Source organism: Bacteroidota bacterium (genome assembly GCA_025059945.1).
Classification (GTDB): domain Bacteria; phylum Bacteroidota; class Rhodothermia; order JANXDC01; family JANXDC01; genus JANXDC01.
Map to the genome: position 1 here is coordinate 155,448 of JANXDC010000011.1, position 24,949 is coordinate 180,396.

Here is a 24,949-nt window from a genome sequence, read left to right on the forward strand (position 1 = left end):
ATGCGCGTCGCGATCGCACAGCTAAACCCGACCGTGGGTGATCTCCAGGAGAACGCCCAGCGAATTCGTCAAGCCATTCAGCGCGCTCGCGATCGTGGAGCGGACCTGCTGCTCTTGCCCGAGATGAGCCTGGTCGGCTATCCGCCCCTGGATCTGCTGGAGCAGCCGGATTTTCTAGCCGCCATACGGCGCACCCTGCAGGCCTTGGCCCCCGACACCGAGGGGCTCGTTGTCGTCCTGGGCGCCCCGGTGCCGAATCCCTCGGAAGTGGGCAAACGGCTCTTGAACGCGGCCGTAGTCTACGAGGGCGGTCGAATCCGCGCCGTTGTGGCCAAGCAGCTGTTGCCTACCTACGACGTATTCGACGAATACCGGTATTTTGAACCTGGGCCGCCTTCGGAGCCGATTCGGATCGGGCAATGGCGAATCGGCATCACGATCTGCGAGGACATCTGGAACGACGACCCCCAAGCGGGCTGGTGGATGTACGCGCGCAACCCGGTCCGAGAGCTGGCGGAGCAGGGCGTCGATGTGCTCTTAAATCTTTCGGCCTCGCCCTTTGCGCGGGGCAAAATCGCGCAACGCGATGCGTTGCTGCGAGGTATCGCTTCCCGTTATGAGGTCCCCGTAGTGCTAGCCAATCAAGTGGGAGCCAATACGGATCTCATCTTCGACGGATCCAGCCGCGTCTACACCCCAGATGGCCGCTGCGCCTTGGCCCTGCCGGCCTTTGAGGAGGCGATCGGCCTTTGGGATCTCAAAACGGCCCGTGTGGAGGGTCATGTCCCGCCCATAGGCGATGAGACCGAGCAGGTCCGCCGGGCGCTTCGGCTGGGTCTGCGCGACTACGCCCGCAAAACAGGGGCTTTTGAGCGCGTTTGGGTCGGCATGAGCGGGGGTATCGACTCCTCGCTTGTGGCCGCGCTGGCCGTAGAGGCCCTGGGACCGGAGCGCGTCGTGGGCGTGAGCCTGCCGAGCCGGTACTCCTCGGAGGCTTCGCGAACGGACGCCGAGCAGCTGGCGCGTACGCTCGGGATCCCCTTTTACTCGATTTCCATCGAACCCGCCTTTCGGGCATTTGAACACATGCTCGCGCCCCTCTTTCGGGACACCGAGCCCGGAGTGGCTGAGGAAAACATCCAGGCCCGATCCCGGGCTGTGGTGCTCATGGCCCTGGCCAATAAGTTCGGTGATATGGTCTTGGCCTGCGGCAATAAGAGCGAAATCGCCACCGGATACGCCACGCTCTACGGCGACATGGCCGGAGGGCTAGCTCCGATCGGGGACCTGTACAAGACCGAGGTATACGAGATGGCCCGCCATCTCAACCAAGAGGCGGGCTTTCCGCTCATTCCCGAGTCCGTGTTCCTTAAGGCCCCCTCGGCGGAGCTGCGGCCCGGGCAGAAGGATACGGATACGCTCCCCCCCTATGAGGTGCTCGACGACATCCTCAAGCGCTATTTGGAGCTGCACGCCTCGGTTGAGGAGATCCTGGATGCGGGTTATGATCCAGCGCTTGTGCAGTACGTGCTCCGGCTTGTCGATCAAAACGAATACAAGCGCCGCCAGGGCCCTCCTGTGTTACGCGTCTCCCCCAAGGCCTTCGGCTACGGGCGCCGGTTCCCGATCGTGCAGCGTTGGACGGTGCAACGCATGCCTCTTATCGAGAGCCGAGTGCGGCCAGCAGCCTTGACAACCAAGTGAAAGCGGGGGCCAAGCGCGATGCCCATTCGGATTTTGCAGGGGGACATCACCGAACTGGACGTAGAGGCCATCACCAACGCGGCCAATGAGCACCTTAAGCTCGGCACCGGTGTGGCCGGGGCCATCGCCCGCAAAGGGGGGCCTGAGATCCAACAGGCCTGCGATCGGATCGGCTACACGCCGGTTGGCACGGCCGTCTTGACCCCCGGCGGACGGCTTAAGGCGCGCTATGTGATTCATGCCGTGGGGCCGCGATACGGGGTGGATCCGGAGCCCGAGCGTCTGCTGGCCCAAGCCGTGCGGGCAACCCTGGAACTGGCCGAGCAACAGGGGATTCGCAGCCTCGCCCTGCCGGCTATCAGCACAGGGGTTTTTGGCTTCCCCAAAGAACCCGCGCTGCGCATCATCTTGCAGACCCTTCGGGATTACTTCGCTGAGCGCACGCGCAGCTCCCTTCAAGAGGTAGTGCTGTGCCTGTACGATTCGGAAAGCTATGCGCTCGCCCAGCGGATCTGGGCGGAGCTTGAGCCGCCTAACGTGGAGGGTTGAAGGCCATATGGCAGCGATGGGGCCAGACTCCGTCCAGCTGGGTCGGTACGTCAGTTCGATCTTGCGAGGTCTCAAGCCGGCCTATGGGTTGCGACTCGAGCTCGGGGGGTGGGCTCGAGTCTCGGAGCTTGCGTCTGTCGCCCTGCGCCACTGGCAAGGGGAGGGGGATCCCTCGGCGCAGGACGTGTTGCGCGTACTGGAGTCGGGTCAAGGCCAGTGGTATGAGTTCGCGGGCCAGTGGGTGCGTTCGCGTCTGCATCCCCAGTTTTCCGCGTTCGAAGCCTTTCGGCCGGAGCAGCCCCCTCTGTACCTCTGCCTTGGGATTCATCGCGCTAGCTGGCGGCAAATCCGGCGTCATGGCCTGCGCGAGGATCCAGCTGTGCTGCTGCGCGCCCAACCGGAGCTGGCCTTGCAGGATGCGCGGCGTAATTGGGCAGACCGGGGCTTCGCGCTTCTTGTGGACGCGCTGGCCATGCACGAAGACGGCTTCGTCTTTCTCCGTCACGGCCAAGAGGACCTTTGGGCGGTGGAGTTCGTCCCGACGGCGTATGTACTCAACCGCGAGCGGCCCTTGCGTCTTGTGTTGGCCGGCGGGGGTATTTTGCACCGCTGGCGCGAAGGGCGGCTTGAGGTGCTTTTGCTCAAACGCAGGGGCATCTGGGACCTGCCCAAGGGGAAGATGGATCCGACAGATCTTACGCTTGAGTCCTGCACCCTGCGGGAGGTCAAAGAAGAGGTCGGGGACTTCCCATTTGTGCTCGAGCGTTACGTAACGGCCTCGCAACACGTCTACTCGCACGGCGAGCACCTGATTTTGAAGACCACCCATTGGTATACGATGCGCTCACCGGTGGAGGATTTCCCTGTGGGCCATAACCCCAAAGTGACGGAATACCGTTGGACGCCCATCGAAGAGGCGATCGAGCTTGTGGGTTTTGAGACGCTGCGCCAGGTGCTGACCCACGTACGGCACCTGCTTAGCCCCCCGGACTCCAACGGGGCTGCGGCTTCCCCCCCAGTTGACCATCCCGGGATCCCCGAGGAGCCTCAATGGGCCATGATGGCGGGGGCCGATTCATGAGGAGATGGGTTGCGCTGGTAGCCTCGCTCATGCCCTCCATCGCCGGCTGGGGGCAGGTTTGGAGAGGCAGAACAGCGGATTGGGCCAGCCCCCCCATGAGCGTGCTCTGGATCAATGGCCACCAGGCTAGCTTTCAGCATCAGACCGGATCGAGCACGCTTGACTGGTCCGGTTGGGCTCCAGGGCTGATGTTCTCGCAGCCGAACCTGGATCTGTTCCTCTCTTGGCAGCCTCGGGCAGGGGGCAAGCGGTTGGAGTACTGGGAGGCGGGCGGGCATCTGTGGGGTGGTTTACCCGTGGCGCCGTTATGGGCCTTGGAAGTGCCCTTCGGGCTGTTCGCCGGTTATCGTTCTGTATCTCCTCAGGGCGCGATGCGCGAGGGCATAAGCGTGAGCGTGCTCACGTTCGGGGGCGGGCTAGGGTGGCGGCCTTCGATCGGACGTGGGCTTTGGGGGCTGTTGCGGGCTGCGCCCTTCGGAGGATTGGCCTTTGAATCCTTCGGGCTGCGCAATGGTCGCTCTCTTGGCTTTGTAGCCGAGGTGCGCCTGTACACCGATCGCATAGGCGCCTCTCGCTGGGGCTTGGCCTTCGGAGCTGGATACCGGCACTGGCGCTGGGTCTTCGAAGATAGCCAACTCAACTACCTCTGGTCCGATGTGCGGGTCTCGCTGGGGTTGAGTTTCTAGTGGGCAAAAGGGCCATCCTGAAGCAGCTCGAGGAGGCGGTGCGCGCCCGCGGCTGGGAAGTCCGGCGCGAGACCGGCTCGTTTCTAGGAGGGCCTTGCCGTCTGAAGGGCCGATCCGTTGTGGTGCTCAACCGCCGCAGTCCGGTTGAAATTCAGGTGGCGATTTTGGAGGAAGCACTGCGGCGTGCACCCCTTTAATCATCCTCTCGGATCGGCGCACAGCGCCCCTCGGCCCCATGAGCTGCGCGTAACGCTGCTTGGCACGGGGACCTCCACGGGCGTCCCCGTGATCGGCTGCCGGTGCCGGGTTTGCACTTCCTCAGATCCGCGGGATAAGCGGCTGCGTTGTTCGGCGTGGGTGCGCACGGCCCGCACAAGCCTGCTTATCGACACAGGGCCGGATTTTCGGCTGCAGGCGCTGCGTTACGGGATCCCGCGTATTGACGCTGTGCTCTACACGCATCACCATTTCGATCACGTCATGGGCTTAGATGAGCTACGCGCCTTCAACTACCTGCAGCCCGATCCTATCCCCCTGTACGCCTCCCCGGAGGCGGCCTCTATGTTGCGGCACATGTTCCGGTATGTTTTCCTGGATCCCCCCATGCCAGGTATTCCCAAGGTGCAGCTAAACGAGATCATAGGTCCTTTTCGCATCGGGGAGCTCGACATACAGCCCATACCCGTCTGGCACGGCCCCATTTCTGTGCTTGGGTTTCGGATCGGGCCTTTTGCTTACGTAACGGACGTGAGCCAAATTCCCGAGCAGAGTTTGCCCCTTCTGGAGGGCCTGGAAGTGCTCGTACTGGGCGCTCTGCGCTATCGACCTCACCCTATGCACTTCAGCATCCATGAGGCCGTATCTGCGGCCAGGCGTCTGGGGGCGAAGCAAACGTATCTTATCCACCTCACGCACGAAGTGCTGCACGCTGAGGCTGAAGCCGATTTGCCCGAGTTCGTGCAGCCCGCTTACGACGGATTGGAGCTCAGGATCCCCTGGCTGAAGGCGCATTCGGAGCCGACCGCATGAAAATCCTCATCCTCAATGGCCCCAACCTGAACTTGCTCGGCCAGCGCGAGCCCGCTTGGTACGGGACCGAATCGCTACAAGAGCTGATCGCCTGGCTGCAAGAGGCCTTCTCGGAGCATGAGCTGTTGCATTTTCACTCCAACCACGAGGGGGCGCTCATAGACCGGTTGCATGCGGCGCGGCAGGAGGGGGTTGAGGGCGCCGTGCTCAACGCCGGGGCTTTGGCGCACACCAGCTACGCCCTGCGTGATGCGATCGCGGCGGCAACGTTTCCCGTAATAGAGGTGCATCTGTCGAACATCTACGCGCGGGAGCCCTTTCGGCATCGGTCCGTGCTCGCCCCCGTGTGCGCCGGCCTGATAGCCGGCCTGGGCCCGTGGAGCTATTACCTGGCCGTCTTGTACCTGACCCGAGCGCGCTCCTGATGGCCGCCCCGTCGCCGATCCGGCAGCTGGCCTCCGACGCGGCCGTATACGGGCTCAGTACGCTTCTGGCCCGGTCCGTGAACTACTTGCTTGTGCCCTTCTACACGAACGTCTTTGAGCCCTCCGATTACGGGGTGATCAGCGTCGTCTACGCGGCCCTCGTATTTGGCAACATCCTCTTTACCTACGGCATGGAGTCTAGCTACTTGCGCCATGCCGCGGCCGCGGACGCCTGCCGAGCCCAGCTGGTCTTCAGCACGGCTTTCTGGAGTCTGCTCCTCAGCGCATTAGGCCTCTCGCTTGCGCTCGTTTCGCTGGCTGCTCCCGTGGCCCAGTTGTTGGGGTTGGGGATGAGGCATCGGGATCTGGTTTACTGGATGGCCCTTGTGCTGTTTCTGGACACCGTGGCCGTGGTGCCCATGGCTTCCCTGCGCCTTAAGCGGCGGGCCTGGCTGTATGCGGGGCTGCGAACCGGAAACGTGCTGCTCAATGTGCTGCTCAATCTGGGGCTCATTCTGGCCCTGGGCTGGGGGGTGGAGGCCGTGCTGGCAAGCAACGCGGCCGCCAGTCTAGCTCTGGCCGCGTTCTCCCTGATCTTAGAGCGCGGCCAGTTGCGGTGCGTCTTCGATCGGGGGCTTTGGCGGGCTATGTTGGGCTTCGGACTGCCCTTTGTGCCCACCGGATTGGGTTACGCGATTTCCGAAAGCGTCGATCGGCTGTTCCTTGTGCGCATGCCGCAGGAGGCCGCTGCCCGCCTGTACGGGGCCGATACCACCCCTGTGGAGGTGGCCGGCATATACGGGGCCTGCTACAAGCTGGGCGTTTTCATGCTGCTGTACGTGCAGATGTTTCGCCTAGCCTGGCAGCCGTTTTTTCTGGAGCGGGGCCGCGATCCCAAAGCGCCGACCCTTTTTGCGCGCATCTTTACGCTGTTCACCGCTCTGGGAGCCCTGCTGTTCTTGGCCGTTTCGTTTTTCGTTCGGGATCTGGTGCGGATCGGTCTGCCTATCGGCGGGCGCATGCGCTACGTAGTAGACCCCGCCTACTGGGAAGGGCTTTTCATTGTGCCCTTGATTCTGCTTGCGTATCTGGCCCAAGGATGGTACGTGTACGCGTCGGCGGGGGTGTTTCTGCGCAATCGCACGCGCGATCTTCCCTGGATCACCTTGGGCGGGGCCCTGCTTACGCTCGCGGGCAACGCCTGGGGGGTGCCCCGCTATGGAATGGCCGCCTCCGCCTGGACGACCCTGCTGAGCTACCTTGCCATGGCCGTCGCGCTGCTGGCCCGAGCTCAGCGCTACTATCCCATACCCTTCGCGTGGCGGGATCTCGGGGGCATCTGCTTGATTACGGCTTTAGCTTACGCGCTCTTTCTGTGGCTGGATCCGGCCTTGGGAGGGCGCATCCTGTTGCTTCTTTTCGCGATCGGCTCTTTTATTGCTTTCGGGTGGCTACCGGGCCGAAAGGGCTCAGGATGGGGCGCCAGTTGAGCGTGCTTGCTCTGCTTAGCTGTTTCGCTTTGGCTTGTTCGGCGGGCCGAAACCTCTGGGTCGGTTCTCTAGAGGTGACGGGTCATGAGCCGTTTACGGAACTGGCCCTGGTTACCGATTCCGGAGAGCGGTATCTGCTTCGCGTATCGGAGGCCGACCGCGAGGCTCTGCAGGCCCGTCTGCCGGCGCGCGTACAAGTGCGAGGGCGCCTAGAGGAAGGCGAATGGTACGGACAGAAGCGAAGTTGGATCCGCGTTCATTCCTGGAAGGTCGTGGCCTCTAGCAGGGAGCCGTAGGGCATGCGCTGGGTTGGACTTACCTTTCTGTTCGCGGGGATGCTTTCCAGTTGGGCTGAAGCTCAAGAAAGCACCCTCAGACTCCCTAGTGGCGACGCAGAGCCCCCGGTCATATGCGTAAGTCCTTGGCTGAACGAGCAAGCCGAAGCGCGCGCCGCCTTAGCCGAGTTTCGGACGCTTGCGCAGCAGCGCGATGAGCTGCTGCGCTCCTTAAGGCGCACAGCTGAGCTCGTCCGCTCCTCAGATCCAAGGCGCGCCGCACAGCTTGAGGCCGCCTGGGCTCAGGGCCTACCTCTGCCCGGTATGCAGAGCCTGCCCGTATCGGTGGGGCAGAACCGGACCTTCAAGGTCTACAACTTCCAGACGCGCATCTACGATAACGTCTCCTTTACCCTTCGAGGGCTGGGGGACCTAGCCGAGGTATGGGTGGCCGATGATCAGTGGGGGGAGGGCAAGATCAACGAAAGCGTCGTACAAGCTATCCTGCGCGCGCTGGAGCGCGAAACCCCCCCGGGCTCCTACGATCCCGGTCGCGGTATTTTGGCCATCGAGCAAGAGGTCTTCGGACAGCCCCCCAACGTGGACGGATCCGGTAAGCTCAAGGTGCTCTTGCTCGACATCCAAGACGGCTGGTCGGAGGGCTCCAACGCCGGCTATGTAGCCGGCTTCTTTAACGGCGTGGACCTTAGCCCCACCAATCCGAACAGCAACCGCGCCGATATACTGTACGTGGACACCTATCCGGGCATTTTCCGGCAGAACCGACCGCCGGATCCCAATCGCCCCCTGAACACCGTCGCACACGAATACCAGCATCTTATTCACGCCCGTTATGGCCAGCTTAACACGTTCCAAAACGAAGGGCAGTCGGAATGGGCCGAGATCCTGTGCGGTTTTTCGGGCCGGGCCATTTCGTATCTGAATCAGCCCGCCGAAGTGAACATATTCCTGTACAACTGGCGCTCCGGTGATCTGACGAACGTACTTCGGGACTACGAGCGCGCGGGGCTTTTCCATACCTACATCGCAGACCGGATCGGAGCGCTTTTGGCCGGGCAGATCACCCGCGGTCCGACGGGAAGGGCCGGTTATCAGGCCGCGCTCAACCAGGCTGGGCTGCTTTTTGAAGATCTGCTAGCGGAATTTCATGTGGCCAACTGGGTCAATGACCCCTCCATAGAAGCCCGCTGGGGCTATCGCACTCCCCAGCGAAGAGGCCTAAGGGCTACGACGCCGGCCGTGGAGCATCTGGGAAGCTCCGGGGTTTCCGCCTCCAGATCCGGGACGCTGCAATACGGGGGGGCTGAGTACGTGCGCTTCTTTGGCGTGAGCAACCTGCAACTCGCCCTCACCTTGGATGACGGCACGCGCGCTTTCGCTGTAACCCGCGCTCCGAGCGGCGCTGTGCGGGTGCATGCGCTCTCCAGCGGCCCGCACACGTTTACGGGCTCCTACGAGTCGGTCGTGCTGGTGGTGGCGAACGTCCGCCCCGTAGGACCTAGCGAAAACGCTCCCGGCCAGCGCACTTACCAGTATGCCGCCACCTGGCAGCCGCTTCAGGTGCGCGCCGAGGTGCTCTCCTACGCCGGCTCGGCCCAGTATTACACGGAGCTACCCGGTGATCCCCGAGATCCCAACAGGGCCGGCATCCTGGCCTACGCCTACCGCTTTACCCCCACGCTTACGGGCTATGTGGAACAGCTCCGCTTTCCTCTCAACGGTCGAGATTCGAGCCTGATGGGCTCAGGCAGGCTGCGGCTGGTGCTTACGACCTCTCGCCTGGCGCAGGGTACGGGAGCTCTTGAGGCTTGGGTGCCCGATCGAGGGGTCGATTCCCTCGAGGTGCCCTTTTCGAGCTTGCAGCGGGGCGTAGAGAACGTCATCTCGCTTGCGGGCCGCCCCTGGAGCGTGCAGGCCGGGCAGCATTACCACGTCGTGCTGCGTCTGGCCGAGGCCTCTTCGAATGCGCGACTAGAGTTTCTTCTAGATGGCGGCTCCACCAACCAAAGCGACCCGCGCTACTGGCCCCCGCGCACGCGCCTGTACGTGGTGCCTCCCACGGTAGCCTCGCCCGGCTGGTATCGCTATACGAACAGCAACAACCTGCTTATGAGCGTCCGCATAGTGGAGCGCATCCCGACGGCAATAGCCGAAGAGGCGCCCACACCGGATCGGCTTCTGCTGGAGGCCGTCTATCCCCATCCCGTAAACGGCCGGGCTTGGGTGCGCTACCAGACGCCTCGCGCAGGTCCGGTGCGCCTGGAGCTATACGATGTGCTGGGCCGCCGGGTGCGGGTGTTGCTGGAGACCACCACGCCGGCCGGCGCGCATGAGGTCAGTTTCTCGGCCGCGGGTCTGAGCGCGGGGCTGTATTGGCTTTTGCTTTCCGACGGCCAATCCCGACAGACCCGACCTGTTGTGGTGCTTCCGTAAAGCAGCCGGTCCATGTTTCAGAAGTCGGCCATCTCCGTTTCCTTCATGATCGAGCACCTGCGAGAGCGCATCCAGGTGCCGATCGAGCCGCTGAACACGGTGGACGCCTCTCAGCGCTGGGTTAAGGAGGCCGATCTCCATCGGCCCGGACTGGCTCTGGCGGGTTTTGTGGAGGTCTTCACGTGGTGGCGGGTGCAGATCCTGGGTAACACGGAGGTGGAATACCTGAACTACCTGGATCCGGAGGCCCGGCGTCGGGCTTTTTGGAACGTGATCCAATTCGAAGTGCCCTGCCTTATCCTCACGCACGGCAATCAGCTGGACTCTGAGCTCCTGAGCACGGCCACCGAGCGGGGCATCCCCGTGTACCGGACGCTTGTGCCCTCGACGCGTTTCATGTACCTGCTGCGGGATTTCCTGGATGATCAGTTCGCCCCGCAGCAGACCGTGCACGGGACCTTGGTGGACGTCTACGGGGTGGGGCTCCTGTTGACCGGCCCAAGCGGCATCGGCAAAAGCGAAGTGGCTCTGGATTTAGTTGAGCGCGGACATCGGCTTGTGGCCGACGATGTGGTCATCGTAACGCGCAAATCCGAAACGGTCCTCATAGGATCCGGTACGGACCTGGTCCAGCACTTCATGGAGATCCGCGGCTTAGGGGTGCTGGATATTCGGGCCATGTTCGGCATCCGGGCCATTCGATTTCAGAAGCGCATCGAGGTGGTAGTGGAGCTGGAGCTCTTTAATCCAGAAGCCGATTACACGCGTACGGGTCTAGAAGGCCATAAAACTACGATCCTGGACGTGGAGCTGCCGTGCGTGAAGCTGCCCATCGTGCCGGGCAAGAACGTGACCGTGATCTGCGAGGTTATCGCGCTCAATTATCTGCTCAAGCATTACGGCTACAACGCGGCCGAAGAATTTCGGCGCCGGCTCGAGGACCGGATCGGCCAGCGTCTCCGGGAAAAGCGCGAGGGCATTGAGCGCTCCGTTCAGTACTTTGAGCACGATTTCGAGTAACCTATCCGCGCTCCAGCCGAAATCGGCGCCGATGCCAAGGGCTGGGCCCGTGGCGGGCCAGCGCCGCGTAATGTTCAGCTGTGGGATAGCCCTTGTTGCGCCTCCATCCGTACTGAGGGTGTTGCCGATCTAGCTCGCACATGATCCGATCTCGCGTCACCTTGGCCACGATGGATGCGGCCATGATCGAGGGGCATAAGGCGTCCCCTCGGATGACGGTCTGATACGGGATCCAAAAGGACCGGAACACGGGCCCATCTACGAGCACCAGCTCCGGTTCCAAGCCCAGGGCCGCGATGGCCCGCTCCATAGCCCGCAGGCTGGCTCGCAGTATGTTGAGCCGATCGATCTCCGCCGGCTCCGCGATCCCCACGCCGATCGCGAGCGCGACCTGTTGGATCTGCGCGAAGAGCCGCTCGCGTTCTTCGGGCCGGCAAGCCTTAGAATCCTTAAGCCCCGAGATGGCCGGAGGGTCGGGCAACACCACGGCCGCGGCTACGACGGGACCCGCAAGACAACCCCGGCCGGCCTCATCTACCCCGGCTATGCGACGCAGTCCGCGGAGGCGCCAGTGCGTCTCCGGATCTAGCTGGGTGGATGCTTCCATGGGGTGGTGACCCAAGATACCCCAGCCGGAGGGCTATGGGCCAGTCCATCGGATCCGTTGACAGGGCCCCCCTCGAAGTCCATATTTTGCGCCACCATGGCGATCGGATACTTGCTGCGCGAAAGCATATCGGGGTTTCGGCGCGCGCGCCTGGCCGTCTGGGCCACGCTCATGACCATGAGCATGGCCCTGTTGCTGGTAGGGCTTTTTGCGCTCCTGGCCCACGACGTGCGCGCGCTCGTCGAGGGCCTCAAAGAGAAGGTTGAGTTAGAGGTCTTTTTGCGCGATCCGCCTGCCAAGCCCATAGACGTATGGGCGCGCGAGCTGCGTCAAAACCCCGCTGTTGAGGCGCTGGTCTACGTATCCAAGGACAGCGCAGCGGCCATCTTTCGCCGCGAATTTGGCAGCGAGGCCGAGCTGTTTATCGCCTACGATTTCCTGCCGGCTTCCTTTCGGCTTCGGCTTCGGCCCGCCTGGGCCAATCCCGACTCGGCTGCGGCCTTAGCCCGACGCCTGAGCGCCATGGAGGGGGTAGACGAGGTGGTCTATAACCAGGCCCTCTTGGCGCGCCTAGAGGAGAACGTGCGCCTTCTGGGCTGGATCGGGGCCGGCGTGGGTGCCTTGGTGCTGCTGGCCGCCATCGCGCTCATGGTCAACACGATCCGCCTGAAGGTCTACGCTAAACGGCTCATCATCCGCACGATGAAGCTTGTGGGCGCAACGGAGTGGTTTATCCGGATCCCCTTTGTGCTAGAGGGCTTCATGCTGGGGGCCATGGCCGGCCTGTTGGCCGGGGGGGTTCTGTTCGCGCTGCGGGAGATGCTGCTTGTCTCCTATCTGCCCGCTCTTCGGCTCTTGCCCTGGCCGGGCGGGCATCCGGCTGTCTTGTGGGGCGCGCTAGCCCTTTTCGGAGGGTTGGTGGGCATGAGCAGCGCCTCGCTTACAGCGAAACGCTTTATTCGTCGCACCCCTCTTTCGTAGTCCATGCGCCTCGGCATCGTGCTGCTTGCTTGCGTAGCACTCGGTTACGGGCAGATCGAGGCCAGCCCGAAATACGAGCGCCGGGCTGCCTGGATCGCCACCATGCTCAACTTAGATTGGCCTCGCAGCCTGGATCCAGCCCTGCAGCAGGCGCAACTGCGCCAGATTCTGGACCGCCTTCGCTTGGTGGGCATCAACACGGTCTTTTTTCAGGTGCGCGCGGAGGCCGACGCCTTCTATGCCTCTCGCTATGAGCCGTGGTCCTATTACCTAAGCGGACAACAAGGGCGCGCCCCTGAGCCGTACTACGACCCGCTGGCCTTTGCCATAGCCGAGGCGCATCGCCGCGGCATGCAACTGCACGCCTGGGTCAACCCGTTTCGGGCCGAGCGCGCGATCAATAGCTATCCCCTCGATGGGCACCACATCGCGCGGCGACGTCCTGACTGGACGCTGGCGATTCGAGGCACCCGCTGGCTGGATCCGGGCCTGCCGGAGGTGCGCACCTATGTGGTGCGCGTCATCACAGACATCGCGCGCCGCTACGACATCGACGGGGTGCACCTGGATGACTACTTCTACCCCTACCCGCCGCACGTCATCACCACGGAAGATGATCGGAGCTTCGCCCTGCACGCCCGAGGGCACACCGATCGGGCCGCCTGGAGGCGGGAGAACATCGCGCTATTTTTGGCCGAGCTGCGCGATAGCCTGCGCTCCGTTAAGCCCTGGCTGCCCTTAGGGATAAGCCCTTTCGGGATCTGGAAAAGCGGCGTGCCCGAGGGGATTGTGGGCTTAGACGCCTATCATGTGCTCTACGCCGATCCCCTCGACTGGCTCAAGCGCGGGCTCGTGGACTACCTGATTCCGCAGCTCTACTGGCCCGTCGGGGGGCCGCAGGACTTTGCGCGGCTAGCCCAGTGGTGGGCAGAGGTGAGCCGGCCCTATGGACGCCACCTCTACATCGGCCACGGCCTCTATCGGGGCGATCCGAACACCCACAACGGCCCGCTCCTGGAGCCCGAGGAGTTTCTGCGCCAGGTGACGCTGGTTCGGCTTCTTGCCGGGGCGCAGGGCAGCGCCTGGTTTCGGGCAAGCAACTTGGTCCATTACTCCCGTCAAGGCGCGGCCGAAGCGCTGCGCAGGGGGCCGTATCGGCTGCCCGCTTTAGCCCCCCCGATGCCCTGGCGCGATAGCCTCCCTCCTGAGGCCCCGCGCGCCTTGCATCTGGCATTCCCCTCAGGTCCAGGCGTTGTCCTAAATTGGGAAGAGCCCGCTTGTGCCCCCGATGGAGAAAAGGCCCGCTCGTACGCGGTCTATCGCTTTCGAGCTCGCGCCCCCGCCTCGGAAACCGATCTGCGCCCCGAAGCCCTCTTGGGCGTAACGGGGCAGCTGATGTGGCAAGACCTTCCTCCGCCGGCGGAGGAGCCCTACTATTACGTCGTCACGGCCCTAGATCGCGTCGGCCACGAAAGCCGGATGAGCCCCCCCGTGCCCGTCTGGATGCCCATACCCCTTGCCGCGGAGAGCCTGCTTCGGCCTTCTTCGGCCCCTGCGCCTCGGGTGCCGGGCCGCGTTTCGGTCGCGCTCAGCCGACCGCAGCAGGTGCGCGCGACGATTTACGATCCTCTGGGCCGACCCGTGCGGGTGCTCATCGAGGGAACCTGGTCGGCCGGAAGCCACGAGTGGCTCTGGGATGGCCGAGACGGGCGGGGCCAGCCTGTGCCTAATGGAACCTACGTCTGCATTCTACAGACCGGGGCCCGGCGATGGGCTCGCTTGATGGGGCTTTTCTGGTGAGCGCACCTCACCAGCCGGTGCCGTGCTTACCTGCTTTAAGCAAAGCGTAGAGTGATCATGGAAGGCAGTTGGTTGGGACCCACAAGCGCTTTTCTTTCCTCCGTGACCTGGGCTCTGGGAACAGCCGCCTACGGGCGCCTTATCCGACGTTACTCCGGATACGCCATCAACACAAGCCGGGCCCTTGTGGCGCTTCCGCTTTTCGCCCTCACGGTCCTCGCAGCAGGCGTTTGGACGGACTGGGGCAAGCTCGACGGGGGCCGTCTGGGATGGCTTGTTGTGAGCATGATCGCCTCCTACGGCCTAGGAGATGTGTTCTTCTTCTGGAGCACGCGCACGCTGGGGGTGCCAGGGGCCCTGGCGATCGCCTCCACGTATCCGATTTGGACGGCCCTGGGAGGATGGGCGCTCGGAGAGGCGCCGTTAAGCGGGCTTCAGTGGGCCGGACTGCTCCTCGTGGTCGGAGGTATGGGGCTTGTGATCCTCTATGGCCCCCAAGAGGTCTTCGAATCCGGTGGTCCGATCCCGCGCTTTGCCGGGCGCCGATCGGTCGGCCTGGGGCTGGCCTTCGCCGCCTCTCTGCTGTGGGCGCTCAACAACGTGGCTATCGACCAAGGCGGCACGGGCCTGTCGACGCCCGCTGTAAACACCGTGCGCATGCTCCTGGCGCTGGGGATTTGCCCCCTTATGGCGGCCTGGCTTATGCCCGGCACCCCCCGGGCGCTGCCCTTTACGGTTCTGCGTCGGTATTTTTGGGTGATGGCGCTTGAGGCCTACGGAGGGGCCACGTTTTTCGTCTACGGGCTGGTGCACGCACCCTTGGCCGTGGCCGCCACACTTTCCTCTCTGAGCCCTGTGCTCGCCGTGCCTATCGCCTGGATTATGGGCCTTGAGCGGCCCTCTTGGGGCCGAACGTTCGGGGTCGCGGCCGTAGCCGCGGGCCTAGGACTGCTGCTGAGCGCCTGATCGGGCCTCCCAGAGCTTGCGCAGCACGATGAGCTGTCCGGCGTGATGTTGGGCGTGCTCGACGAGGTGATGCAAAACAAACACGGCCTGCACGGCGATGCGCCGGCGGCCGACGTGCACAAGGCGTGCTAGATCGGCCTCCGCAAGACCCTGGTAAGCCGCGCGCAACTCCGCCCAGGCCTGCTCAAACTCGGCCCGAACCTCGGCGGAGCGCTGGCCGAGGGGCTCGAACTCCTCAGCCCCCACGGGCAATCCCTCAAGATCGGCCGGAAGGGGCCGGTCCAGCCCGTAGGCCAAAAGCCGACGCGAAGCGCGTGCGATATGCCGCAAGATGCCGCCGATCGGGTTTAACCCCGGCGCGGGCCTCCACCAAAAGCCCTCCTCTTCCAAATCCGCCGTCCAGCGCCGCACCGTCTCCTCGACCTCCTCTAGCCCCCGCAGCCAAGCCGACACCACGGGGGGCAAACCTGGTACGGGACCCCGTAAGAAGGGAGGGAGCATAACGCCTCCGCGCTTGTGATCCCCATTATTATGAGCCGCTTGCGGACGATCGCAAGTCTACAAAGCCTCCGAAGCGCTTAGGCCGAGCTGCGCCCGGAACCGCTCCGGATCCGTTGTGGGCTCCAGGCAGGTGAAGTTCCGGCACACGTAGGCCGTGGGTCGGCCTCCGAGCATGCGGCGCCCTCGCAAAAGGGGGATCACCTCAGCTTGGGTGTTCTCCCCCGGACCGTGGGCCAGCACCAGATCGGGCAGGTACGCCTGATCGACGATCTGGCGAAGGGGGGCCAGTTCCCCCGCAGGTCCGAGCAGAACGACCTCCCGCAACCCGTAAATGAGCGCATCCGAGACGCCCAGCAGGTGCCCAAAGGCGCCCGGATAGCGGCCCATGAGCTCGGCCACGGAGGCGGCCGTTTCGCGGGCGCGCTCTCGCCAAAGAGGCTCATCCCAGATCGCGGCAAGCCGACACAGGAGCTCGGCGGCCACGGAGGCGCCGGCCGGGGTGGCCTGATCTGTGCGCTCCCGCGGCCTTATAGGAAGGTGCGGATCGTGATCCGCCAAGGTATCGCAAAAGCCCCCCAGGGCCGTATCCCAGAATTCCGCGCAGAGGGCCTCGGCCAGGGTGCGGGCGCGTTCCAGCCACATCCGATCCCAGGTGGCCTCATATAGACTCAGGGCCGCAAGCCCCAGCCAGGCGTAGTCCTCCAAGAAGCCCAGCTCCAGGCGCTCCCCATGCGTCCAGGATCGATACACGCGCCCCCCCTGAACCAAGTGGGTCCACAGGAAGCGCCCGGCCTGCTGCGCCGCTTCAAGCCAATCGGGCCTACCCAGGGCGCGCCCGGCCTGGGCTAGGGCCAGCACGGCCATGCCGTTCCAGGAGGCCAAGATCTTCTCATCCCGTTCCGGGGCTCGACGCAGGGTGCGCGTCTCTAAAAGCGCTGTGCGGATGGTTTCGCGCTCGCGGGCCCAGGCGGAGGCCTCCAGACCCTGTAGGGCGGCGAACTCGGCCTCCGTAAAGGGGCGAAAGAGCACGTTGCGGCCCTCGAAGTTGCCCTCCCTAGAGACCCCGTAGTAGGCCGCCGCGCGCAGGGCGTGCGGACCCAAGACGGCGCGCAACTCCTCCAGCGTCCACGTATAGTATAGGCCCTCCTGGCCCTCGGAATCCGCGTCTTGAGCGCTAAAGAAGGCGCCCGCTTCATGCCGCATCTCGCGAAGCAGATACGTGAGGGTTTGCTCCAGCACCCACCGAAACTCGGGCTCTCGGGTAAGCTGCCAGGCCTCTAAATAGGTCCAGGCCAGAAGCGCGTTGTCGTAGAGCATTTTTTCAAAGTGCGGAATCCGCCAACGCGCGTCCACCGCGTACCGATGAAAGCCGCCGCCGAGCTGATCGTAAATGCCGCCATGGGCCATCTGAATGAGCGAAAAATGGACCATCTGTAAGGCCTCGGCCCTTTGCGCGCGCCAGCCGTAACGCAACAGAAACCGAAGCGTCATGGCCTGGGGAAACTTGGGGGCCCCGCCAAAGCCTCCATAGCGGGAATCAAACTGCCGGGCTAGCTCCGCATAGGACCGATCCAGAAGCCCGGGCGAAAGCTCACCTTTGGCCCACCGACGCGCAGCGGCCTCTAAATGCGCCAGAAGCGTCTGGGCCGCCTCCTGGATGGCCTCCCGACGCGTCCGCCAAGCCGTGGCCACCGCCTCCAGCACCTGTCGGAAAGCGGGTAGCCCAGCGCGCGGCTCTGGCGGGAAATAGGTGCCTCCGTAAAATGGGGCGCCCTCAGGGGTCAGGAAAACCGTTAGCGGCCACCCCCCATGACCCGTCATGGCCTGCACGGCCTGCATGTAGACCGCGTCCACATCTGGGCGCTCCTCCCGGTCGACCTTAACGCAGACGAAGTGCGCGTTCATGAGTGCGGCTATGGCCTCGTCTTCAAACGACTCCCGCTCCATTACATGACACCAGTGGCAGGAGGCGTAGCCGACGGAGAGCAAAATGGGCTTGTCCTCCCGCCGCGCCCGCTCGAAAGCCTCCTCCCCCCAGGGATACCAATCAACGGGGTTGTAAGCGTGCTGGCGCAGATACGGGCTTGCGCAGCGGATGAGCCGATTGGGTTGGGCAGAGGACATGCGCGCCTTTCGGGTTTGTTGTATTGACAATGAAAACCCACCAAAGCTCTGAAAGATCCCCGCGCCCGGGTTTGGGGGAAATGTCGATAAGTCGATAAAAAGATTATCAGGTTGCTTTATCGAGCAATGGACATTATATTGTTGTCCGAAGGCAATATGAGGAGGCAGAGCCTATGTCGGAGGAGTCCTTCTATCCGAAAGGCGCGCTCGCTTTTCTAGGGGCGCTGCTTGCGTTTTTCGCCCTCTTGTGGTTTGTGCTCTACTTCGAGATCCTAGCCAGGGGGTAAGAGGCCATGGACCGCGCCGAACGCCTGACTTTGGGGTTCAGTTTGGGCCTGTTAGGGCTTTTCTTCATAGCCGTCGTATACGCTTCGGCGGGCCGCAACGTCGGGGTGCCCACTTGCATTGTGGACCGGGAGCCTTTCGAGCGCGATACGCTCTTTGAGCGCCAGCCCGGGGTCTATGAGCTGCAGATGATCGCTCGGATGTGGGAGTTTCGTCCGGGGGAAATCCGGTTGCCCCCTGGTTCTACGGTGGATCTATACCTGACGTCGCTGGACGTGATCCACGGCTTTATGATCGAGGACGAGACGGCCAGCAAAGCCCACATGCGCCTTCCCGCGCTCATGGCCGTGGCGGTTCCCCGTTATACGGGCCAAAACGTAAACCTGATGGCCGTGCCCGGGGCGGTGACCTACGCGCGGGTGCGCTTCGACCGGCCGGGCCGCTACAAGATCGTCTGTCATGAGTACTGCGGCGACAACCACCATTTCATGAACGCCACGATTCTCGTCCAATAGGAGGGACGGCCATGCGCATGGTTTTAACGCGAAGCGAACGTCGGCTATTGCTCTTAGAGCTGCTTTATCCCCTCGTGTTGCTCGCCATGGGCGTCTATGGGGGGCTTATGCAGACCCTCATGCGCGCCGGGATCGTGCAACGGGATCCGTTCTTGGGCCCGAATTACTATCAGGGGCTCACCCTGCATGGGGTCTTCAACGCGATCGTCTTTACGACCTTCTTTGCTGTGGCCTTTGGAAATGCGCTCATACCCTATGCCCTGGGCAAACGCCTCAAGCTGCGTTGGGCTTGGCTGTCGGCCTTGCTCATGGTGTTGGGTTCTTTGATGGCGGCCGCGGCGATCTTCGCCGGGCGGGCCTCGGTGCTTTACACCTTTTATCCGCCGCTTAAGGCGCATCCGGCCTTTTACCTGGGCCTGACCTTGCTTGTGGTGGGATCCTGGGTGGCGTTTTTCAACTGGATTCCCCTGTATCTGGGGTGGCGTCGCGAAAACCCGGACCAGAAGACGCCCCTGGCCGTAGTGGGTATGCTCGCGACCTTTATCGTGTGGCTGATCGCCACTTCGGCTGTGGCCGTGGAGATCCTGTTTTTGCTGCTTCCATGGTCCTTGGGTTGGACGCAGGAGGTGAACGTGATGCTGGCCCGTACGCTTTTTTGGTTCTTCGGGCACCCGCTGGTCTATTTCTGGCTGCTTCCGGCCTATGTGATGTACTACACCATGCTGCCCAAGTTGGCCGGCGGGAAGCTGTACTCAGACGCGGCGGGTCGGCTTGTGTTTTTGCTCTTCATCGTTTTCTCCATTCCCGTCGGCACGCACCATCAGTACATGGACCCTGCAATCGGGGCCAATTGGAAGCTCTTGCACGCCTTTTTCACGTTCGCCGTGGCGCTTCCGAGCTTGATCACGGCCTTTAGCGTGGCCGCCTCGCTGGAGTACGCCGGGCGCTTGCGCGGGGCGCGCGGGCTTTTCGGCTGGCTCTGGAAGCAACCGTATTTCAGCCGCAAGCAGTGGCTCTTTAGCTACCTCATAGCGGGCCTGGTCATCTTCATCTTCGGGGGCATTTCGGGCATCATCAACGCCTCCTATGGCATGAATGCGGCCGTACACAATACCTCTTGGGTGCCTGGGCATTTTCACATGACCGTGGCCGGCCCCGTGCTGTTGGCCTTTTTGGGGATGAGCCTCTACCTGCTTGGCCAGGCCTCGGGTAAAGAGGTGCGTTTTACGGGCCTGGCTGTGGCCGCTCCGTGGACGTGGCTTGTGGGGGTTTTGCTTTTCTCCTTCGCCATGAGCCGTGGGGGCCTGTTGGGCATGCCGCGGCGCACGAACATGGGCGTAACGTACCTCAACCCCAGTAGCCCCTTTTACCGGGAGGACTGGGTCCTGTGGGCCGATATGGCCGTGGTGGGCGGGGTGATCATGACGCTGGCCTTTGTGCTGTATCTGATCAGCTTCCTTGGCACCCTCATGGCCCGGCCGGCGGCTGAACCCGCTTTGGTCTTTCCGCTGGCGGAGGCGTATCACGATGAACCGGTGCGGGCGCTAGCCAACTTCCGGCCCTGGATCGTAGCGGCTCTGATCCTGATCGTGATCGCCTACACGCCCGTGATCTGGGATGTGCTCCGCAGCACATACGAAAACGCCCCGCCATATTTGCCCGGTAGCCCACTACCGGTACAGCCTACTGGACGCTGATTGACGATGAGCCGCTTGCGATGGATAATCGGGTTTGCGCTCCTTGGAGCCTGCGCAAGGCCGGCTGTGGAAGCGGATCTGTCGCGCCGGCCCGTGCGACTCCTGGACCAGGATAGCCTCCCTGTGCGTCTGCCCGAGGCGCTAAACGGAGGGCCAGCCCTTTTGGGGTACATCTACACGCACTGTCCGGATATCTGCCCCATGATCACGGAGCGCATGATCCAGATCGCTCAGCGGATCCCGGATTCCGTGCGGATCCGTTATGTGCTGATCAGCCTGGATCCGGAGCGCGATCGCCCGTATAAACTCCGGCGATACGCCGAGCTCTACGGGTTGAGAGGGCCCGCCTGGTGGCTGCTAACCGGCTCAGAGGCCGAAATCCAGGCCCTTTTGGATCAGGTGGGCGTGCTCCGGCGCCGGGGCTGGACGCGCTTTGCCGAAAACGGGGAGCCGATTTACTTCATCGACCATACGGACCGCGTCAGCCTTCTGGACGCGAAGGGTCGCGTGCGGCGGCATTACGAGGGCACCCGGGCTGATCCGGAGCGCGTCCGGCGCGACGTGCTCTTTCTGTGGCGAGAGCAAAGGGAGCAGGCCTTATGATCCGACTAGCCCCCTTACTAACCTTTGCGGCGGTTTTGATGGCGCAGCAGGCGCATCGCCTGCATTTTCAGGATCCCTGGGCGCGGCCCGCTCCAAGCGGGGGCAATAGCGCCCTGTATGGGCGCCTGCACAACACGCAGGCTGCGGCCGATACCTTGCGTGCGGCATATGCGGAGGTGGCCGCGCGCGTGGAGCTGCATCGCACCGTGAGCGCGGCGGGCGGGATGCGGCGCATGGAGCCGGTGCCCTACATCGCGCTGCCGGCCGGCTCTACGGTGGAGCTCGTCCCAGGGGGGCTGCATGTGATGCTCATCGGGCTTAAGCGCGCCCTCCGGGCCGGAGATACGGTGACGGTGGAGCTGGAATTTGCGCGGGCAGGTCGGGTGCGCCTGCGGGCGCCCGTCCGCGCCTTAGCTCCTGAGCGCGCCAGATGAGGGCCTAAGCCGGCTCAAGGGGAGGCAGTAGCACACCCGGCGCCAGGCGCTCAAAAGGATCCAAGGCCCGCTTGACGGCCCACATCTGGGCCAGCGCGTCCGGGCCCCAAAAGCGCGCCAGAAGGGCTTGTTTGACGGGATTGCGGCCCACGCCGTGCTCCGAAAGGGGGCATCCGCCGCGGGCGCGCACCCAATCTCCGAGCTCCAGCAGGGCCTCATAACCAAGGCGCACCTCGGCGGCCGTGCGGGGCAAGCCGTTAGGATGCAGGTTGCCGTCGGAGACATGCCCCCAGATGGCCGCCTCTAGACCCCGTCGTGCAAAGGCCCGCTGACAGGCCCGATAGCAGTCCTCTAGCTCTGCTACAGGAACAATCAGGTCCCCGCCGATTTTGCGCACCTCGGGGTCCTGGGCGCGGCGGCGGCCGAGGAGTTCGTTGACCGTCTGGGGGGCGGCTTCTCGGAAGGCGACGAGCTCCGCGCTTCGGACCGGATCGTCGCTGAGCGCCCACTCGGCCGCTTCCACATCGGCCCCCGCGGCGACGATGACGTCCCATAGGCGTCCGAGGGGGTCGCGATCTCCCAAAGTCCCGGCAAGCCATCGCCCGTAGCGTTCGGCTAGCTCCTCCGTGTGCAGGCTCTCTGAGAGCTCCGCCTCCACCAGCACGGCGGCCTGAGCCCACGATGGCACCCGAAGCCGCCAGCGTTCGCTCTGGGGCCGCAGCAGCTTCAGGCAAGCGGCATCCAGTAACTCGATTGCGCGCACATCCGCGCCGGCTTCTCCGGATCGAGTCTTCAGGGCCAGGTCGCGCAGCGAGGCCGAGAGCCGAAAAGCCTGCGCCGTGGAGCGCAAAAACAGCAGCCCCGTTAGCACCGAGGGCGGAAGCGATACGACCCGCACCACGAGGCCCGTGATCACGCCCAGCGTGCCCTCGGAGCCGATAAAGAGGTCCACGAGGTCCAGCGGATCGGACCCGTAATATCCGGCCGAGATTTTCTTAAGCGGCGGGGTCTGGTATGTGGGCACGGGGACTTCAAGGCGGGATCCGCAGGAGAGCGTGATCTCGAAACGCTGACCCGGCCGGGCCACGGCTTGGCCCCGCCACAGCTCAAGCAGGTCGCCGTTATACAAGATCACGCGCAGGCCCTCGATCCAATCCCGGGTAGAGCCGTACTTAAAGGTGGCGGCCCCGCCGGCGTTCGTGGCGGCCGTGCCCCCCAGGCAGGCCTCCTGGTAAGTGGGCACGGGGGGATAGTACCAGCCGCGCTCTGCAAGGTGCTCCTGCAGCTGGCGCAACCGGACCCCGGGCTCGACGAACAAGCGCGCCTCCGTGGCGCTTACGCGCTCCAAGCGTCCGATCGCGCTCAGGCGCTCCACGGAGAGGATAACCTCCCCCTGCGGCACGGCCCCGCCCGTAAGGGAGCTGCGCCCCGCCTGGGGCAGCACGGGAACGGGAAGCCGCCTTGAGCCAGGTACGGGCTTCTGGAGTGTGCCTCTTAAGAAAGCCGCCACCTCGGCCTCCGAGGCGGGCCGCACCAGTCCCAAAGCCCAGGCCGGACCGAAGCCCGAGGCGTCCGCCAAGTAGGCCCCTATGCGGTCCGGATCCCGCACCAGGTCAGGCGGAGGGATCTCAGACGGGGCAGCGGTTTGCAAAGGGTTCATTCGGCGATCAGATATACGCGCAGGGCTAGATCTCCCGGCAGTATGCGATCCAAGGCCTCCAGTCCCGTCAGAACGCGTCCGAAAGCGGTGTAGCGGCCGTCCAAATGCGGCTGAGCGCTGTGGCAGATAAAGTACTGACTGCCCTCGGTGTCCTTGCCCGCGCTGGCCATGCCCACGGTGCCGCGTTCGAAGCGCAGCCGTCCGAATTCGCTGCGAATCGCGTAGTCCGGTCCGCCCCATCCGTCGCCGCGCCGGAAATCGCCACCTTGCACGACGAAGTTTGAGACCACGCGATGAAACGGCACCCCGTCAAGGCGACCAGAGCGAGCCAGTTGAAGGAAATTCCACACCGTAAAAGGCGCCTGATCCGGATAGAGCTCTACGATCAACTCGCCGCGTGGGGTCTTGATCGCGACCCGGGGTCTGCGGCCGAGCAGGGGAAAGACCTCCTCGGCTTGATATACCGGACTCAGAGGCGATGGGCGAGGCGCTGAGACAGCCCGGCCCGTTAGGGCAGCGATGCCGGAAGCGGCTAGGTGTGCGATCACGGGGCTAGGATCCCGGCTAAGCGGTTCCAAGACCGAGACAGCCTCAGGCGCTCGCAGACGCACAAGCGCCCGGATCAGGGCCTCCATGGGCTCTACGTCCTGTGGGGTTTTTAGGCTCTCTAGCAGGCGCAGGAGTTCAGGCACGAGCCTACGACCCAGTAGGGTATCGGAAGCTGCGGCCTGCGCGGCCAGGGTCATAAGGGCGAGATCCCGGGAAAGAAGCGCCTCGCGGTAAAGCTCCAAGGCCTGGGGCGCAGGTAGCCAGCCCGCCTCGCGTTGTCGGCGTAGGGCCGTAAAGAGGGCGTTGCGCACCACGGCCGATCCGGAGGCGCGAAGCTGGATCCGCCAGGATCGCAATAGCCGGGTGCGGGCCTCCGGATGCTCGATGCGGCTTAAGGCCTCAGCTAGGCGAGCTTGAAGAAACGGATGGGGGATCCTGTGGAGCGCTTGCGCGATGCGAAGGGCCTCTGCGGGTGCGTGCGCAGCCAGGGCCACAAGGAGCGTTCCGCGCTCCCAGGGCTCTAGTTGGGGCTCCCGAAGACGGGCCCGCAGAAGGGCCAGCATGGACTCAGGAGCCCGCCCCGGAGCCTCCGCTAGCGCCTCCAAGGCGACCAAGCGTACGTGCGCGCTTCGGTCCCCAAGAGCCCTCGAGACCTCCTCCCACGGGAAGGGTTGGATCTGGGCTAAGGCCCGAACGGTCTCCACGCGCACCCGCCAATCCGGATGTTTCAGGACGCGTACAAGGCGGTGGCGATCCTCCGGTTGCACCAGACGGCCCAGGGCCCGCACCAGGTACCCGGTAGCCTCTTCAGGGCCCGAAGTATCGCTTTCCAATATGCGCCAGAGCAGAGGGGCTTGCTCTGACCAAGCCCCCAAGGGAGCGCGGCTAAAGTAGTAGGCCGCAGCCCGCCGGGCCTCGGGGTGGGGGTGAGCAAGCCCGCCCAGGGCCGCGCGCGCGGCCTCTGGACTGGAGACCCCGCGAAGTCCAGCGCGCGCGATCGCCCAGAGCCAGGCCACGGTATCGGCCGGCTCCGGGGGAGTCCAGCGCACAAGCTGCCCCAGGGCTACTGCGTCCGCGCACTTGCCGATCGCCTCCAGCAAGGTGGCCCGCACCGCGGAGGAGGGCTCTTGCAGCAAGCGATTCCATAGAGCTCCAGCGGCCCGGGCGGAGAAGAGCTGACCCAGGGCGAAGGCCGCTTCTTGCCGCACCTCGGGGTGAGGATCCTCAAGAGCCTTTCCGAGGGCGGGCAGCGCAACCGTATCCTGCAGGCTGGCCAGGGCGAAAGCCGCGCGGGCGCGTACGCGCGGTTCCGGATGCTCTAGGACGGCTAGCAAGGTTGGCAGATGGCGCGCATCTTGGGCCCTTAGCACGTCTAGTAAAGGGTCCGCGTTTTGCCCCCAAAGCCGCAAGGCGGTAGATACGAGCAGGACCCCTGTTAGCAGCGTCCGCATATGACGTGTGCGCCTCCCATCAGCCGAGTGAAGTTGGCGCAAAGCGATCGGAGCGGGCAAGTC

General features: G+C 64.0%; 24 protein-coding genes. 19 read left to right on the forward strand and 5 right to left on the reverse strand.

The genetic code is table 11. The annotated features are described in order from the left end of the window. From NZ993_06485 to hprK, 11 genes are read left to right on the forward strand one after another with little or no spacing between them, the layout of a single operon-like run. The gene (locus NZ993_06485; GenBank protein ID MCS7155440.1) at window positions 1-1,704 is read left to right on the forward strand and encodes an NAD+ synthase; all 1,704 of its coding nucleotides are present in this window, start codon (window positions 1-3) and stop codon (window positions 1,702-1,704) included. A gap of 18 nt (window positions 1,705-1,722) precedes the next feature. Next, window positions 1,723-2,253 carry a macro domain-containing protein gene (locus tag NZ993_06490; GenBank protein ID MCS7155441.1) on the forward strand — a complete coding sequence of 177 codons (531 nt, stop codon included), beginning with the start codon at window positions 1,723-1,725 and terminating at the stop codon, window positions 2,251-2,253. A 7-nt stretch (window positions 2,254-2,260) separates the two neighbouring features. Next, the gene (locus NZ993_06495; protein ID MCS7155442.1) at window positions 2,261-3,334 is read left to right on the forward strand and encodes an NUDIX domain-containing protein; all 1,074 of its coding nucleotides are present in this window, start codon (window positions 2,261-2,263) and stop codon (window positions 3,332-3,334) included. Beyond that, window positions 3,331-4,020: a hypothetical protein gene (locus tag NZ993_06500; GenBank protein MCS7155443.1), complete on the forward strand. Its 690-nt coding sequence runs from the start codon at window positions 3,331-3,333 to the stop codon at window positions 4,018-4,020. Before NZ993_06495 ends, NZ993_06500 begins: the two co-directional genes overlap by 4 nt. Next, window positions 4,020-4,217 (forward strand): hypothetical protein, encoded by a 198-nt coding sequence (locus tag NZ993_06505; GenBank protein ID MCS7155444.1) that lies wholly within the window; start codon window positions 4,020-4,022, stop codon window positions 4,215-4,217. The genes NZ993_06500 and NZ993_06505 overlap by 1 nt, the downstream gene beginning before the upstream one ends. Beyond that, complete coding sequence (locus tag NZ993_06510) at window positions 4,204-5,049, forward strand: MBL fold metallo-hydrolase (GenBank protein MCS7155445.1); 846 nt, start codon at window positions 4,204-4,206, stop codon at window positions 5,047-5,049. The genes NZ993_06505 and NZ993_06510 overlap by 14 nt, the downstream gene beginning before the upstream one ends. Next, the gene (gene aroQ / locus NZ993_06515; GenBank protein ID MCS7155446.1) at window positions 5,046-5,474 is read left to right on the forward strand and encodes a type II 3-dehydroquinate dehydratase; all 429 of its coding nucleotides are present in this window, start codon (window positions 5,046-5,048) and stop codon (window positions 5,472-5,474) included. The genes NZ993_06510 and aroQ overlap by 4 nt, the downstream gene beginning before the upstream one ends. Further along, window positions 5,474-6,964, forward strand: a complete 1,491-nt coding sequence (locus tag NZ993_06520) for an oligosaccharide flippase family protein (protein MCS7155447.1) — start codon at window positions 5,474-5,476, stop codon at window positions 6,962-6,964. Before aroQ ends, NZ993_06520 begins: the two co-directional genes overlap by 1 nt. Continuing rightward, on the forward strand, window positions 6,949-7,260 hold the full coding sequence (locus tag NZ993_06525; protein MCS7155448.1) for a hypothetical protein: 312 nt from the start codon (window positions 6,949-6,951) through the stop codon (window positions 7,258-7,260). Before NZ993_06520 ends, NZ993_06525 begins: the two co-directional genes overlap by 16 nt. A gap of 3 nt (window positions 7,261-7,263) precedes the next feature. After that, entirely contained in the window at window positions 7,264-9,693 is a 2,430-nt protein-coding gene (locus tag NZ993_06530) for a T9SS type A sorting domain-containing protein (GenBank protein MCS7155449.1), read from the forward strand. Between the two features lie 12 nt (window positions 9,694-9,705). Then, window positions 9,706-10,713 (forward strand): HPr(Ser) kinase/phosphatase, encoded by a 1,008-nt coding sequence (gene hprK, locus NZ993_06535; GenBank protein ID MCS7155450.1) that lies wholly within the window; start codon window positions 9,706-9,708, stop codon window positions 10,711-10,713. Between the two features lies 1 nt (window position 10,714). Here hprK and NZ993_06540 read toward each other — a convergent pair whose 3' ends face one another. Continuing rightward, window positions 10,715-11,320, reverse strand: a complete 606-nt coding sequence (locus NZ993_06540; protein MCS7155451.1) for a ribonuclease HII — start codon at window positions 11,318-11,320, stop codon at window positions 10,715-10,717. A 96-nt stretch (window positions 11,321-11,416) separates the two neighbouring features. Between NZ993_06540 and NZ993_06545 the strand changes: the two genes are divergently transcribed. The 3 genes from NZ993_06545 to NZ993_06555 are packed head-to-tail and all read left to right on the forward strand — an operon-like array spanning window position 11,417 to window position 15,067. After that, on the forward strand, window positions 11,417-12,301 hold the full coding sequence (locus NZ993_06545) for a permease-like cell division protein FtsX (protein ID MCS7155452.1): 885 nt from the start codon (window positions 11,417-11,419) through the stop codon (window positions 12,299-12,301). A 3-nt stretch (window positions 12,302-12,304) separates the two neighbouring features. Further along, on the forward strand, window positions 12,305-14,101 hold the full coding sequence (locus NZ993_06550) for a family 10 glycosylhydrolase (GenBank protein ID MCS7155453.1): 1,797 nt from the start codon (window positions 12,305-12,307) through the stop codon (window positions 14,099-14,101). A 57-nt stretch (window positions 14,102-14,158) separates the two neighbouring features. Further along, window positions 14,159-15,067, forward strand: a complete 909-nt coding sequence (locus NZ993_06555) for a DMT family transporter (GenBank protein MCS7155454.1) — start codon at window positions 14,159-14,161, stop codon at window positions 15,065-15,067. Here NZ993_06555 and NZ993_06560 read toward each other — a convergent pair. Next, a complete protein-coding gene (locus NZ993_06560; protein ID MCS7155455.1) occupies window positions 15,044-15,568 on the reverse strand; it encodes a DinB family protein in 525 nt (174 codons plus the stop codon). The two genes, NZ993_06555 and NZ993_06560, sit on opposite strands and share 24 nt — an antisense overlap. A 57-nt stretch (window positions 15,569-15,625) precedes the next feature. Further along, a complete protein-coding gene (locus NZ993_06565) occupies window positions 15,626-17,692 on the reverse strand; it encodes a thioredoxin domain-containing protein (protein MCS7155456.1) in 2,067 nt (688 codons plus the stop codon). A gap of 173 nt (window positions 17,693-17,865) precedes the next feature. Between NZ993_06565 and NZ993_06570 the strand changes: the two genes are divergently transcribed. From NZ993_06570 to NZ993_06590, 5 genes are read left to right on the forward strand one after another with little or no spacing between them, the layout of a single operon-like run. Further along, the gene (locus tag NZ993_06570) at window positions 17,866-17,979 is read left to right on the forward strand and encodes a cytochrome c oxidase subunit 2A (GenBank protein MCS7155457.1); all 114 of its coding nucleotides are present in this window, start codon (window positions 17,866-17,868) and stop codon (window positions 17,977-17,979) included. 6 nt (window positions 17,980-17,985) lie between these two features. After that, the gene (locus tag NZ993_06575) at window positions 17,986-18,492 is read left to right on the forward strand and encodes a cytochrome C oxidase subunit II (protein ID MCS7155458.1); all 507 of its coding nucleotides are present in this window, start codon (window positions 17,986-17,988) and stop codon (window positions 18,490-18,492) included. Window positions 18,493-18,503: 11 nt separating this feature from the next. After that, on the forward strand, window positions 18,504-20,189 hold the full coding sequence (locus NZ993_06580) for a cbb3-type cytochrome c oxidase subunit I (GenBank protein MCS7155459.1): 1,686 nt from the start codon (window positions 18,504-18,506) through the stop codon (window positions 20,187-20,189). A 6-nt stretch (window positions 20,190-20,195) separates the two neighbouring features. After that, a complete protein-coding gene (locus NZ993_06585) occupies window positions 20,196-20,792 on the forward strand; it encodes an SCO family protein (GenBank protein ID MCS7155460.1) in 597 nt (198 codons plus the stop codon). Continuing rightward, the gene (locus NZ993_06590) at window positions 20,789-21,226 is read left to right on the forward strand and encodes a copper chaperone PCu(A)C (protein MCS7155461.1); all 438 of its coding nucleotides are present in this window, start codon (window positions 20,789-20,791) and stop codon (window positions 21,224-21,226) included. Before NZ993_06585 ends, NZ993_06590 begins: the two co-directional genes overlap by 4 nt. A 4-nt stretch (window positions 21,227-21,230) precedes the next feature. Here NZ993_06590 and NZ993_06595 read toward each other — a convergent pair whose 3' ends face one another. Then, complete coding sequence (locus NZ993_06595; protein MCS7155462.1) at window positions 21,231-22,886, reverse strand: FAD-binding oxidoreductase; 1,656 nt, start codon at window positions 22,884-22,886, stop codon at window positions 21,231-21,233. After that, window positions 22,883-24,886: a peptidylprolyl isomerase gene (locus tag NZ993_06600; GenBank protein ID MCS7155463.1), complete on the reverse strand. Its 2,004-nt coding sequence runs from the start codon at window positions 24,884-24,886 to the stop codon at window positions 22,883-22,885. The genes NZ993_06595 and NZ993_06600 overlap by 4 nt, the downstream gene beginning before the upstream one ends. Between the last annotated feature and the right edge of the window lie 63 nt (window positions 24,887-24,949).